The sequence below is a fragment of the Streptomyces sp. NBC_00984 genome, assembly GCF_045162475.1.
Taxonomy (GTDB): Bacteria; Actinomycetota; Actinomycetes; order Streptomycetales; family Streptomycetaceae; genus Streptomyces.
Map to the genome: position 1 here is coordinate 1,737,120 of NZ_CP108734.1, position 12,758 is coordinate 1,749,877.

General features: G+C 71.7%; 13 protein-coding genes. 6 read left to right on the forward strand and 7 right to left on the reverse strand.

Translation table 11 applies throughout. The annotated features are described in order from the left end of the window. The first annotated feature begins 66 nt into the window (after positions 1–66). Positions 67–888: a hypothetical protein gene (locus OG520_RS07530; RefSeq protein WP_399333004.1), complete on the forward strand. Its 822-nt coding sequence runs from the start codon at positions 67–69 to the stop codon at positions 886–888. A gap of 108 nt (positions 889–996) precedes the next feature. Here OG520_RS07530 and OG520_RS07535 read toward each other — a convergent pair whose 3' ends face one another. Further along, on the reverse strand, positions 997–2,337 hold the full coding sequence (locus tag OG520_RS07535) for a right-handed parallel beta-helix repeat-containing protein (RefSeq protein ID WP_406012645.1): 1,341 nt from the start codon (positions 2,335–2,337) through the stop codon (positions 997–999). Between the two features lie 57 nt (positions 2,338–2,394). Here OG520_RS07535 and OG520_RS07540 point away from each other — a divergent pair, with 57 nt between their 5' ends. Further along, positions 2,395–3,606, forward strand: a complete 1,212-nt coding sequence (locus OG520_RS07540; RefSeq protein ID WP_406012646.1) for a Dyp-type peroxidase — start codon at positions 2,395–2,397, stop codon at positions 3,604–3,606. Here the strand turns inward: OG520_RS07540 and OG520_RS07545 are convergent. Together OG520_RS07545 and OG520_RS07550 are read right to left on the reverse strand one after the other, a co-directional pair. Next, positions 3,512–4,012 (reverse strand): hypothetical protein, encoded by a 501-nt coding sequence (locus OG520_RS07545; RefSeq protein ID WP_406012647.1) that lies wholly within the window; start codon positions 4,010–4,012, stop codon positions 3,512–3,514. The two genes, OG520_RS07540 and OG520_RS07545, sit on opposite strands and share 95 nt — an antisense overlap. 49 nt (positions 4,013–4,061) lie before the next feature. Then, positions 4,062–4,823, reverse strand: a complete 762-nt coding sequence (locus tag OG520_RS07550; RefSeq protein WP_406012648.1) for a cbb3-type cytochrome c oxidase subunit I — start codon at positions 4,821–4,823, stop codon at positions 4,062–4,064. Positions 4,824–5,211: 388 nt separating this feature from the next. On the opposite strand from OG520_RS07550, the gene OG520_RS07555 reads away from it, so the two are divergent. Continuing rightward, the gene (locus tag OG520_RS07555; protein WP_406016436.1) at positions 5,212–6,906 is read left to right on the forward strand and encodes a GAF domain-containing protein; all 1,695 of its coding nucleotides are present in this window, start codon (positions 5,212–5,214) and stop codon (positions 6,904–6,906) included. Positions 6,907–6,920: 14 nt separating this feature from the next. Here OG520_RS07555 and OG520_RS07560 read toward each other — a convergent pair whose 3' ends face one another. Beyond that, positions 6,921–7,643, reverse strand: coding sequence for a response regulator (locus tag OG520_RS07560; RefSeq protein WP_406016437.1), 723 nt, complete (start codon positions 7,641–7,643; stop codon positions 6,921–6,923). Positions 7,644–7,909: 266 nt separating this feature from the next. Between OG520_RS07560 and OG520_RS07565 the strand changes: the two genes are divergently transcribed. Further along, positions 7,910–9,247: a globin domain-containing protein gene (locus tag OG520_RS07565; RefSeq protein ID WP_406012649.1), complete on the forward strand. Its 1,338-nt coding sequence runs from the start codon at positions 7,910–7,912 to the stop codon at positions 9,245–9,247. Here the strand turns inward: OG520_RS07565 and OG520_RS07570 are convergent. Then, positions 9,198–9,878, reverse strand: coding sequence for a vitamin K epoxide reductase family protein (locus tag OG520_RS07570; RefSeq protein ID WP_406012650.1), 681 nt, complete (start codon positions 9,876–9,878; stop codon positions 9,198–9,200). The genes OG520_RS07565 and OG520_RS07570 overlap by 50 nt on opposite strands. Next, entirely contained in the window at positions 9,875–10,354 is a 480-nt protein-coding gene (locus OG520_RS07575; RefSeq protein ID WP_399333019.1) for a hypothetical protein, read from the reverse strand. The genes OG520_RS07570 and OG520_RS07575 overlap by 4 nt, the downstream gene beginning before the upstream one ends. A 220-nt stretch (positions 10,355–10,574) precedes the next feature. Between OG520_RS07575 and OG520_RS07580 the strand changes: the two genes are divergently transcribed. Together OG520_RS07580 and argB are read left to right on the forward strand one after the other, a co-directional pair. Further along, the gene (locus OG520_RS07580) at positions 10,575–11,033 is read left to right on the forward strand and encodes a pyridoxamine 5'-phosphate oxidase family protein (protein ID WP_406016438.1); all 459 of its coding nucleotides are present in this window, start codon (positions 10,575–10,577) and stop codon (positions 11,031–11,033) included. A gap of 201 nt (positions 11,034–11,234) precedes the next feature. Continuing rightward, a complete protein-coding gene (gene argB / locus OG520_RS07585) occupies positions 11,235–12,083 on the forward strand; it encodes an acetylglutamate kinase (RefSeq protein WP_406012651.1) in 849 nt (282 codons plus the stop codon). Between the two features lie 81 nt (positions 12,084–12,164). Here argB and OG520_RS07590 read toward each other — a convergent pair whose 3' ends face one another. Beyond that, the gene (locus OG520_RS07590; protein ID WP_406012652.1) at positions 12,165–12,686 is read right to left on the reverse strand and encodes a GNAT family N-acetyltransferase; all 522 of its coding nucleotides are present in this window, start codon (positions 12,684–12,686) and stop codon (positions 12,165–12,167) included. Positions 12,687–12,758 lie beyond the last annotated feature (72 nt).

The following is a 12,758-nucleotide window of genomic DNA, read 5'->3' on the forward strand; positions in this document are numbered from 1 at the left end:
GTTCGCGGACCAGCGGTTCGCGGACCCGCCCTCCTGTGTGACCGACCGATGAGAGAAGGCGACCGCATGGCTCGGAAGAGGAAGACCGACGGCCGTACGCCGCGTCGGGCCCTCTGGTTCAGGACACTGATCGCGGTCACGGCGTGCGGCGCCGCGGTGGGCGGCCTGGCCGCCTACCGGACCTTGTCGGACGACACCGCCACCGAACGGCCGGTGACGATGGAGGAGGCGTCCAGGCTGGCGCTGTCGCGGCTGAATCTGTACCAGGCCAGTCCCGTGGCGGTGACGCTCACCGCCACCGAGGGCGGCGGAGTGGTGGTGCGGGTCAAGGGGGTCGTGGACTACCGAACCCACCGGGCCGTGGGGAGCTATCAGGTCACCGGATCCTCCGGCACTTCCGGGGCCGCCACCGGGCAGCTCGACCACGGGCTGATCGTCTGGGACACCGGTGGCCTCGGCCTGGCCCCCGTGCCCAAGGGCGACAACAGACCGGCCTGGCAGCAGGCCGGGCACATCCCGCGCTCGGGCTGGTCCGCGCGCTCCTACACGGCCGATCCCCTGGACGCCGGGCTCCAGTTGCTGATCGGGCTCGGCGCGGACCGCCCCGACAACCCGCTGCTGCTCGCACAGTCCGGGGCTCGCCGGCTGGAGCGTGATCGCATCGACGGCCGCAGCTACGACCGGTTCGCCGGGCCGCGCGCCCAGGGCGCCACGCCCGGTGCGGGCCCCGACGGCGGACGGTCGCCGCTGACGTACTGGGTCGACGGTGACGGCGGCCTGCGGCGGGTGACGATGCGGATGCCGGGCCTGGGGACTCCGACCACCGTGGAGTTCTCCGGGCGCGAGAGCCGCGCGAAGCTCCCCGAGGCTCCGTGGGGCACCGGCTGACGTCTCGGTGCCGATGCGCCCCGGCTTCCGCGGTTGCCGACGGCCCTCCTCGACCCACCCTTCGAGGCGGCACGGTGAACGGGGGCCGAGTCCACCGCAGCGCCATGCTCAGCGTGAGTGCGGCACGGCGCCCACGTCCTTCGGGAGCGGATACGCGGCCGCGTCGACGGCCCCTGGCAGGCCGGTCGCCGGGCTGCCCGGGGCCGTCGGGTCCGGCATGGACGGCTGGGCGGGTGGGGCCGGTACCTGGCTGAACGGTACGCCGGGCGGCGGCTGCACCGGCGCGGTCCGGCCGGTGGGCAGCGCGCCCCGGCCGCGGGTGCCGCAGCCCGCGCGACCCTCCAGGCCGTTCGGGCTCTGGGTGTCGGGCCGGTTGCCCGCGAAACAGTTGCCGGGGTCGGCCGAGGCCAGCACGAGGTCGATGCCGTTGCCGGTGGCGCGGTTTCCTTCGACGCGATTGCCGCTCGCCGGATGCCCCGGCGGGTCGGTGACGACCACTCCGGCCGCCCGGTTGCCCCGGACCAGGTTGCGCTGGACGCGGTTCGCGGTGCCGCCGCCGATGCCGATGCCGATACCGAAGCCCCCGTCCGCCTGCTCGGGCGTGTCGGCGGCGTTGTTGTCGGCGACCACGTTGCCCGCGATCACCGCGCCGTGCTGCGGGGCGAGGGCCTCCAGGTCGTTGGAGTTGACCGTGACGCCGACCCGGTTGCGGGCGACGCGATTGCCCAGCACCGACAGGCCGTCCGAGGCATTGGTCAGTTCGATGCCGACCGCGTTGCGCTCCACCGTGTTGCCGCGGACGACGGTGCCGCAGGGCTTGCACTGGCCGACGTAGATGCCGGAGTCGGCGTGCCCGGAGGCGTAGGAGTCCTCGATCACGCCGTCGCGCGCGTCAAAGGCGTAGATGCCGTACAGGCCGTTGTTGTATGCCGTGACCCGGGTCGCGCGGAAACCCCGGACGGCAGGGAAGCGGGTGGTGTCCAGCGGGTCGTAGGCGGAGCCGCCGGCACCGCGCTGCTGCAACCGCTCGTCGGTGACACCGGTGAACAGCACGCCGTTGGCGAGGTAGCCGTGCACGGTGAGGTTCTCGACCACCGAGCCGGCGCCGGTCACGGTGATGCCGTTGGCCAGACGCACACCGCCGTCGAAGACCACCTTGTTGCGGTCCGTTCCGCGCAGTACCAAGCGGGGCTTGGTGACGCGCACGCTCTCCCGGTACACACCCGGGCCGATCAGCACCGTCTCGCCTTCACGAGCGACGTCCACCGCCTGCTGCACCGAGGGGAAATCCTGCGGAACGCGCAGCACGCTCCCCGCCGGATGCCGCGCATCGCCGGACGTCGACCCCGTACCGGAGCACCCGGTGGCCGCCAACGCGACCGAGACGACCAGCACCGACAGACGCAGCGTCGCCCGGAACACCTCCGCCGGGACTGCCAAACGGTTCAACAGGCGTTCTGCAGACAGGGTTTGCATGGCAGATGTTTTATCGTCTCCAATAGGCCTATGCCCACCGAACAGGGAAATGCGCAGGATCCACCCCGACCCGCGGCAACCGGTTTCGGGCGGCGTCGGGCACTGCTCGCAGCCGGAGCGGTACTCGCAGCCGGGGCCGGCGCGGCAGCCGACGAACTGGCGAGAGGCGACCGGACAGCTGGCCGTGCCACCTCCGGCGCCCCGCCGGCCGAGGCCGCGATTCCCTTCCACGGCGCCCGACAGGCAGGTGTTACGGCGCCCCAGCAACCGGCGACGCACCTGCTCTCCTTCGACCTCCCCCGGACCTCGGCCGCCACCGACCGGAAGGCCCTTCGCAGCGTCCTCGGAGCGCTGACCAGCACGCTCGCCACCGCAGCCGCCGACACCCCGCCGGACCCGCGGCTCCAAGGCGGTGGCGCGACCCGGCTCACCTCCCTGGTCGGCATCGGCCCCGCTCTCGCCGCTCGGCTCGGCCTCGACGTCCCCGCCTCGCTGGTGGAGTTGCCGCCGTTCCCCGGCGACCGCCTCGACCCGCGCCGCAGCAACGGCGATCTTCTGGTCCAACTGTGCGCAGCCGACCGCTGGACGCTCACCGTCGTCGCCGAACTCGTCGGCAGGGCCGCACAGGCCGCCGGCGCCGTGCCGCGCTGGACCCAGTCCGGCTTCCTGCCCCACACGGCCCCGGGCACCACCCCGCGCAACTTGTTCGGCTCCAAGGACGGCACCGCCAACCCCGATCACGCGGCGGCCGAACAGTGGGTCTGGGGCCCACCCGGAGCCCACGGGGACGGCACCGTTCTGGTCTACCGCCGGATCCGCATGGACGTCACCGGCTTCGCGGCCCTCTCCGAGGGTCGGCGCGACCGGGCGATCGGCCGCCGTGCCCGCGACGGCGTCGCCCTCAGTGGCACCGCCGAGCATGACGAGCCGGACATCTACGCCAAGAACCCCGACGGTTCCTACGTCATCCCGGCCACCGCCCACGTGCGTCTCGCCAGCCCCCGCTTCGACGGCGGTGCCCGTATGCTCCGCCGCAGTTACAGCTACGACGACGGCCCGACCGACCGCGGCCTTCTCTTCTGTGCCTTCATGCGCGACTCCGCCCAGTTCACCCGCGTCCAGAACCGCCTGGCCGCCCGCGACGCCCTCACCCCGTTCCTCCAACACCGGGCCTCGGCCGTGGCCTACGTCCTGCCCGGCGCCGCATCCTCCGGGACTCTCGGCGAACAGCTCTGGACATGAGGTCCGCCTCGCTCCCTCCGCCCGGAAATGCCCCGGACCGGCTGGTCCACTCGTCCTCGGTGGTCCCGGCCGGGCCGGCGGTCCGTACCGGAAAGAGCGTGGACCAGCGTGCTTCCTCCTCACGCTGCTCCTGGCCCCGTCGCCGCCGCGCCTGGACGGTCAGGGACACCACGGCGGTGGTGCCCGCGACCGCCGGCAGCGCGGCCACGACCGGAGCGACCGGCGTGAGCAGCAGGAGCATCGTGAGGGCCGCCGATCCCCACGCGGTCAGTACGGCGGCCGCGGCCGGCCGCCGGGAGCGCGGCCGGTCCTGGCCCGCTCGCAGATCGACATAGGCAGGCAGGTACCAGACGTTGCCGGACGCGAGCAGCACGACGACGCCGACCGCCAGAACACCGTGGGACATCGGGCAGCACTCTCCTGAGGGCGGGGTTCGGGGACGGGAGACGGAAGGGTCAGTGCGGTACAGCGGGTTCGAGTTCGAATGCGGCGATCTCCGGATGGTGCAGATCGAGGGCCGGGGACTCGCTGCGGATGCGGGGCAGCGAACTGAAGTTGTGCCGGGGCGGAGGACAGGACGTGGCCCATTCCAGGGAACGGCCATAGCCCCAGGGATCGTCGACGGTGACCTTCCGGCCGTACTGGCTGGTCTTCCAGACGTTGTAGAAGAAGGGCAGGAACGACAGTCCGAGGAGGAACGAGCCGATGGTGGAAAGGGTGTTGAGAGCGGTGAATCCATCAGCGGCGAGATAGTCCGCGTACCGGCGCGGCATTCCCTCGGCTCCGAGCCAGTGCTGCACGAGGAACGTGAGGTGGAAGCCGACCGTCAGCACCCAGAACGTGATCTTGCCCAGGCGCTCGTCGAGCATCCTTCCGGTGAACTTCGGCCACCAGAAATGGAATCCGGCGAACATCGCGTACACGACCGTGCCGAAGAGCGTGTAGTGGAAGTGGGCGACGACGAAGTACGAGTCGGAGACGTGGAAGTCCAGGGGTGGTGAGGCCAGGATGACGCCGGTCAGTCCGCCGAAGACGAAAGTGATCAGAAATCCGGTGGTCCAGAGCATCGGCGTCTCGAAGGACAGCGATCCACCGGACCGTGTCCTCCAGCTCTTGCGGTTCTTCGAGCGCTCCCCGCCGCACGGGCGGAGGGGAGCGGTCGGAAAGGTCCGGCGCGGATTACGAGGGGACGGACCGGACCTTCCCGGCCGCACCATGCTGGCCGTGCCGCTCGAAGCCCTCCAGGGACCGACGGGTACCGCCCACGGGGCCGACCGGCCCTACTGCCGGTCCGTCAGGCGGCCGACCGGCCTCAGCCAGGCCGGTCCGGGAGGCGGCGGTGCACCGCCGGGCCGTCGGCCTCGTGGCTGTCGTAGGCTGACCGTCCGTGGACCGGTCCCAGCCCTGCGGTGATCCGGTGAGCGATTTCCCGGCATACGGCACACGGATTCTGAGAGCGGCGCCCCGATGACAGAGACAACACCTACCGCGCCCGGCTCCCCCTTCGGAGTCCCTTCTCCCGGCTCCGCCTCCCCCGCCCTCGACTCGCCCGGAGCCCGCTGCACCGGTCCGGCGGCCTGGCCCCAGCCCAGCCGGCCGGACAGGATGCGCAGTCTGCTGGATTCCGTGATGAGCCTGGGGCGGGGCCTGGAACTGCCCGAGGTGCTCCGCGGGATCGTGGAGGCCGCGGTGACCCTGACCGACGCGGAGTACGAAGCGCTCGGCATCGTCGGGGACGGGCAGAAGCTGCTGGAGTTCCTGCCGGTCGGCATATCGGAGCAGCTCGCCGCCGTGATCGGCCAGACGCCGTGCGGGCGCGGAATCCTCGGTGAGCTGATCCATCACCCGGAGCCGCTGCGGCTCACCGATCTGAGCAGCCACCCCCGCAGCTTCGGATTTCCGCCTCATCATCCCCCGATGCGCACCTTCCTCGGGGTACCGGTGCGGGTTCGGGACGAGGTGTTCGGCAACCTCTACCTCACGGAGAAGCGGGGCGGGGTGAGCTTCGACGCCGACGACGAGGCGGTGCTGACCACCTTGTCGATCGCGGCCGGGGTCGCCATCGACAACGCCCGCATGTACGACGAGAGCCGTCGTCGGGAGCGGCGCCTGGAGGCACTGGGCGAGATCACCCGCACCCTGCTCTCGGGGACGGACGCCGACGAGGTGCTGCATCTGATCGCCGAGCGGGCGATGGAGGTGGCGGGCGCCGACCGGGCCGCGATTCTGCTGCCGACGCCCCCCGCGTCGCTCTCCGGGGCCTCGGAGACATCCGGGGCCGAGGCGCGTCTGACCGTTGCCGTCGCCCATGGCAGGGACGCCGAGCGCGTGACGGGGCTGTCCGTACCCGCGCGGGGATCACTGGCCGGACTCGCCGCCCGTACGGGGACACCGGTGCACTGCGCCGATGTCCGTTCCGATCCCCGCGCCCACCCGTTCGGCGACGGTGCCGAGGACGGTCTGGGCCCGGTGGTGACGGTGCCTCTGCGAGTCGACACCGGGGCGAGGGGCGCACTGCGTCTGGGGCGGCCGGTGGACCGCCCGCCGTTCGACGACACCGAGGTCGCACTCGTCTCGGGCTTCGCCGACCAGGCGGCCATCGCCCTGGAACTGGCCCGTAGGCGGGCCGAGTCCGAGGAACTCGCCGTCATGCACGACCGGGACCGGATCGCCCGCGATCTGCACGATCTGGCGATCCAGCGTCTCTTCGCGACCGGGATGACTCTCCAGAGCACCACGCGTGCCATCGCGGACCGGCCGGACGCGGCCGAGCGGGTCAGCCGTGCGGTGGATGATCTGGACACCACGATCCGGATCATCCGGTCCACCATCTTCGATCTGCGGACGGCGGACGGTTCGGGCCGCGGCGGGCTGCGGCACCGGATGGCCGAGACCGCCCGCACGGCGGCGCACGCCCTTGGCTTCCGGCCCTCCGTGCGGATCGACGGGCCGGTGGACACCACGGTCCCGGACGAGCTGGCCGAACATGTGGTGGCGGTCGCCGCCGAGGCGGTGTCCAATGCCTCTCGCCATGCCCGTGCCACTCGTATCGGCATCGTGCTGTCGGCCGACGACGCGGTGACCCTGACCGTCACCGACAACGGCATCGGGATCCGGGACGGTGTCACGACCGCGTCCGGGACAGGAGCAGCGGTCGATGCCGGTGAACCGGCGGCCGAACGCCTCGGAGGGCTGGCCAATATGCGTACGCGGGCAGAGCTCTGCGGCGGCACACTGGCCATCGAACGGCCGGCGGACGGCGGCACCAGGATCATCTGGCGCGTGCCGCTCCACGACTGACGCCCGAGTGTCCGTCAGCCGCGTGGGGCCGAGGGCCACCCCTGGCGGTCCTTGATCCGGCCGACGAGCATCGCGGCCTGGATGCGTCGGCCCACGCCCAGTTTGGCGAGGATCGAGGAGATGCGGTTCTTGACGGTCTTCTCGGCCAGGAAGAGACGTTCCGCGATCTCACGGTTGGTGAGGCCCTCGCCGATGAGGTCCAGGATCTGCCGTTCCCTGGGCGTGAGTCCGTCCAGTTCCGATGCCTCCGACGCCTCGGCGGGGGGTCGCTCGGTGCCCCGCAGCCGGGCCATCACTCGGGCGGTCGTCCGCGGATCGAGCATCGAGGTGCCCGACGCGACCGTGCGTACGGCGGCGATCAGATCGGCTCCGTTGATCTGCTTGAGCACGTACCCCGCGGCGCCCGCCATGATGGCGTCGAACAGAGCCTCGTCGTCGTCGAACGACGTCAGCATCAGGCAGGCGAGTTCGGGCATCAGGGCGCGCAGTTCCCGGCACACCTCGATACCGGCGTGGTCCCCGCCCCGGTCGTCGCCGAGGCGTACGTCCAGCACGGCGACCTGCGGTCTGCTGGCCGGTACGCGGGCCAGCGCCTCCCGGGCGTCGGACGCCTCGCCGACGACCTCGATGTCGTCCTCGGCTTCGAGCAGATCGCGTACGCCGCGCCGTACGACCTCGTGGTCGTCGAGGATGAAGACGCGTACGGGGGCCGCGGACGGCGACGGGGTCGTGCTCAGTGGGGAATTCGGGAACTCATTCACATCGTGCTCGATCGGTTCGGGGAGAGGGCCGCAAGACAGTATGTGCCCGTCCCGGGGCCCGGTCCCGCCGGGGTGCGACAGCATGGCGAACGGCGTCTGAACAGGGCCGAAAGGCCCTGTGGCCGGGGGCCGGTCAGCGGGCAGGACGCGGTGCCATACTGACGCCGCCAAGATCGTCCGGGCGCTACGGACATCTCCCTTCCCGGCCACCCCACTGCGCTGCACCGAGGAGTCACCGGCCCATGAACACCCCGAGCGAGGACTACCACGCATTGCTCGCACGGCATGACGCGATGCGGCTGCGACGACGCATCCTGGCCCCGTCCGGCAGCCGTGCCGAAGTGTGGAGCGCCGAGGCCCCGCAGGCGTACGACGGAACGGCCGACCAGTTGCTGATCGGTGACTCGCTCCCGCTGGTGAACCCGCTGGAGGAGCTGATCGCCGAGCTGTACCGGATCCTGTTCGAGCGGCATCCGTATCTGCGGTCGCTGTTCCCCGAGTCGATGGCGTTCCAACAGGCCCATCTCGCAGGGATCTTCCGCTATCTGATCGGCAATCTGCACCGTACGGACGAAATGATCGGCGTCTTCGGGCAGTTGGGGCGCGACCATCGCAAGCTCGGGGTGCGCCCCGCGCATTTCGAGGCCTTCGAGGCGGCGTTGATCGAGGCACTGCGCGTGCGCGCGGGCGCCCGGTGGACCCGTGCGCTGGAGCACGCGTGGCTGCGGATGCTGCGGCTGGCCGTCTCGGCGATGGTCAGGGGAGCGGACGAGGCGATCGCCGAACCGCCCAGCTGGGAGGCGACGGTGACCTCGCACGAACTCCGCACGCCCGATCTCGCGGTGCTGCGGGTACGGCCCCACCAGCCCTACGCCTTCGAGGCCGGGAGTTACGCGTCCCTGGAGTCGCCGCTGCTGGAACAGGCCTGGCGTCCGTACTATCTGGCCCGCGCGCCGCATCCGGACGGTGAACTGGAGTTCCATGTACGGGCCCGGGGCTCCGACGGGGTGAGCGACGCGCTGGTGCACGGTACGCGGGTGGGCGGCGCCGTCCGTCTCAGCGCCCCGCGCGGTGCGCTGGCCCTGCCGGATCTTCTTCCGTCCTCGGACATTCTGCTGATCGCCTCCGGTACGGGCTGGGCCCCGATGAAGGCGTTGCTCCAGCGGATCGACGCCGACCGGTCCCGTGCGCACCGGGTACGGCTGCTGCTGGGTCCCGCCGCGCCGGAGGAGAGGGCGACGGCCGAGGAGATGTACGACGCGGCGTACCTGGAAGCGTTCCGGCGCGAACGCCCCTGGCTGACCGTCGTCGCGGCCGATGCGGCGAGCACGCGCTTCGCGGGTGCCGGGCTGCGGGTCCTGAACGGAATACTGCCCGCGCATCCCGGGGCCGCCGCCCGGCAGCACGCCTTTCTGGCCCTGGCCCCCGAGGCCGCCACGACCGGGCCGGCGCAGGCCGTGGCCGCGCGGCTGGCCGCCGCCGGAGTACCGGCCGCGCAGATCCATCACGAGACCACCGGCATCGTCGCGGTCACAGAAATGTCTGCCAGTACGACCAGAACCGGACTGCTATCAGCATGACGATGGCCAGGCACCAGGTCACCGGCACCACGAGGGGGAACTCCAGCACCGCCGCGACCAGGGCGCGCGGGGCGGGCAGAACGCCATGGCGCAGGTTGTGCACCGTGGTGTGCCAGAACATGAGGATGGTGGCCACCCACACGAGCATGCACCACAGGCAGAGGGCGCCTATGTCGAACAGGGCCTGTGTCATCAGCCACATGCAGAAGCCGACTCCGAACAGCGTGCCGAGGTTCAGCCCCAACCAGTACCAGCGCCGATAGCGTGCGCCTGCGAGCAGGCCCGCGCCGGTCGCCATCACCGCGCCGAAGGCGACCAGCCCGATGAGCGGGTTGGGAAAGCCGAACACCGACGCCTGCTCGCTGCGCATCACACTCGTGCAGGACACCACGGGGCTCAGCGAGCAGGCGGGCACGAATCCGGGATCGGCGAGCAGTTCGAACTTGTCGATCGTGATGACGAACGAGCCGAGCAGCCCGAGCGCGGCCGTGATGACCAGCAGCCACCCGAACCCGCGCCTCGCCCCGGCGCACTCCCGGTCGTGGCCCGTCCCGGACGCGCCGGGGCGCACCCGCTCGTCGGCCTCGGGTCCTTCCACCGTCCTCCCCGTCCCGCGTTCCGGCAGTCTCATGTCCGCTCCCGTACGGAACCGTCCGGCCAGACGACCTCCACCCGGATTCCTCGCGCACGCGCGAAGGCAACCAGATGGGCGGTGGCGTCCCGGCCGTCCGACGGCGATCCGTCCCACACGGCGAGCACGGTCCGGCACGTCTCCACCAGTCGTTCGTCGGCGCCGACACACGCGTCGCGGTCGGCCGGATCGAACGCCAGCAGCCGTACGTGTTCGGCCAGCACCAGCAGTTCGCCCGCGGCCGACCGGTCCCGCTCGGGCAGCACGGCGGGAACCACGCCCTGAGCCGGCAGCAGTACTGTCAGCTTCCGCCCGGCCTCCCGGGCGGCCCGCCCGAATGCCAGCGGCAGCCCCGCGCCGACCCGCACCAGGGCGGCGGCACCTTCTGCCAATCGGTCCAGCCTCGCTCTCAGTTCGGCTTCCACCAGTTCCAGGGATCTGTTGCTGAGGTCTCTGTGCCCGACGACTGCGATCACCGTGTTTCCCTCCTGCGCGCACCCGCGGCGTGCGATGCACCGCAGTGAACCCATCGGAGGTCCGACGCCGCTAGGGCCGTTCGGCCCTGGGGCCGTTCGGCCCTGGTGCGGGGACGGCGCCACCCGATGTACTCGTGCCTCAGGTGAGCAGACCAGGAGACGAGGCAGCCCCGTGAACCACTCATGCCATCAGTCGCCCCAGCCGTCCGTGTGCACGGCCGTGACCGCGCCGCCGGAGGCGGCACCGTTCTCGGATGCGGCGGCCGCAGGTCCGCGCCGTACGGTCGAGTTGACCGGTACCCAGGCACTGAGCCTGCTCGGCGGGGCGTCGCTCGGGCGGATCGTCTTCACCCAGCGCGCGCTGCCGGCCATCCGACCGGTGAACCATCTGCTGGACCACGGTCAGATCGTGATCCTGACCCATCAGGACTCGGATCTGTTCGCCCAGGCCCGCGACCATGGCGACCGGGGGGTCGTGGTCGCCTACCAGGCCGACGACATCGATCCGCTGACCCATCTGGGCTGGAGTGTCGTCGCCACGGGCTACTGCCGCCCGGTCGCCGATCCGGACGCGCTGTCGCGTTACCATCGGCTGCTCCGCCCCTGGCCCGGTCCGGTGATGAACTGTGCGGTACGCATCCGCCCGCATCTGGTCACCGGGATCCGGCTGGTCGCCTGACGCGAGGCGCTCCGCGCCGGCCGGAACGGCGGTACGGAACCGCACCCGTGCGGTTCCCCGGCCGAACTCGGAGCACGTCCCGTCCCGCTCGCCGATCGGCAACTCCCTTCACAGGCAGGGAGTTGACCGCTGCTCAAGTTCCGGGAGGCGGGCCGGCCCGAACCAGGATCGCGGCTATTTAGGTTAGGCTAAGCTAATCGCGTGAACAGGGTGCGGGGCGGCGCGGTCGTCGTCAAGTTCGGCGGCAACGCCATGGTGGACGCGAGCCTGCAGCGGGCGTTCGCCCGGGATGTCGTGGAGTTGTGGCGGACCGGGCTCCGCCCGGTCGTCGTCCACGGAGGCGGGCCGCAGATCAGCGCGATGCTCGACCGTCTCGGCCTGGAGTCCCGCTTCGAGGCGGGTCTGCGGGTGACCACCCCGGAGGCCATGGACGTGGTGCGCATGGTGCTGAGCGGGCGGGTCCAGCGGGAGCTGGTCGGCCAGATCAACGCACACGGGCCTTTCGCGGTGGGCATGACGGGCGAGGACGCGCACACGATGACCGCGGTGCGGCGTCCGGCCTGGGTGGACGGCCGGCCGGTGGACATCGGCCTTGTCGGCGACATCGTGGACGTGAACCCCGGCATGGTGCGCACCCTCCTGGAGCAGGGGCACATCCCGGTGGTCTCCCCCGTGGCACGCGGCGAGGACGGACAGGCCTACAACGTCAACGCCGACCTCGCGGCGTCGGCCCTGGCCGTGGCCCTCGACGCCGAGCGGCTGGTGATGCTCACCGACGTGGCAGGGCTGTACGCGAACTGGCCGCACAGCACCGAGGTGATCGAGCACCTGACGGCCGACGCGCTGGAAGGACTGCTGCCCGGACTGGCCGGCGGGATGCTGCCGAAGATGGAAGGCTGCCTGCGGGCCGTCCGCGGCGGTGTGCGCAGGGCGCACGTGCTCGACGGCCGCGTGCCGCACGCGGTGCTGCGCGGCGTCCTCGGCGAGACCGGCCCCGGCACCACCGTGGTTCCCGACGACAGCCAGGATCGCCACAGCAGCACCGTATGACCGCGGCGGGCGAAGCGCCTCCGACGCGCCGCCGAAGGGCCGCACCGACGGAGAGCGGCGCGCACACGCGCGCGCCGGCCGTCACAGGACCTTGGTGAGGATCCGCGCGTTGCGCCGGGGATCCAGGGACTCCGCCCAGGACGAAGGCGCCAGGCGCGCGGGCGCGGGCGCGAAACCGTACCGGAGGAAGAGGCCGCCACCGCCGGTCGTCGCCGTGAACAGGGCATCGAGCGACTGGGCGCGCGCCATGGCCAGTACCGTGCGCAGGAGCCCGGCGCCGACTCCGCGCCCCTGACTGTGTCCGGCCACGCAGAAGTTGTACAGGACGCCGACGGGCCCGCGGCCCTCTCCGGGGACGGCCGGGTGCACGCGCAGGCCGACACAGCCCTCGATGGGCCGTCCGGGGGTCTGCGTCACGAGGAAGTCGGCGGCGTGGGCGGCATAGAGGGAGGCGGGCCGCTCCCGCAGCGCCCCCGAGTGCACGAACGGCCGGGACAGTTCGGCGAGTTCGGCAGCGTCCTCCTCATGCGCGGAGCGCACGGAGGAGGACGGTACGGGGAGCGCGTGCGGCAGTGGGGCGCGGTGCGGCGTGGCCGTGATCAAGACTTTCCTTACTCGGTTCACGATCAGGGACCGGCTCATCGCCGTGTCGTTCCGACGCGAGGAACGGGAGCG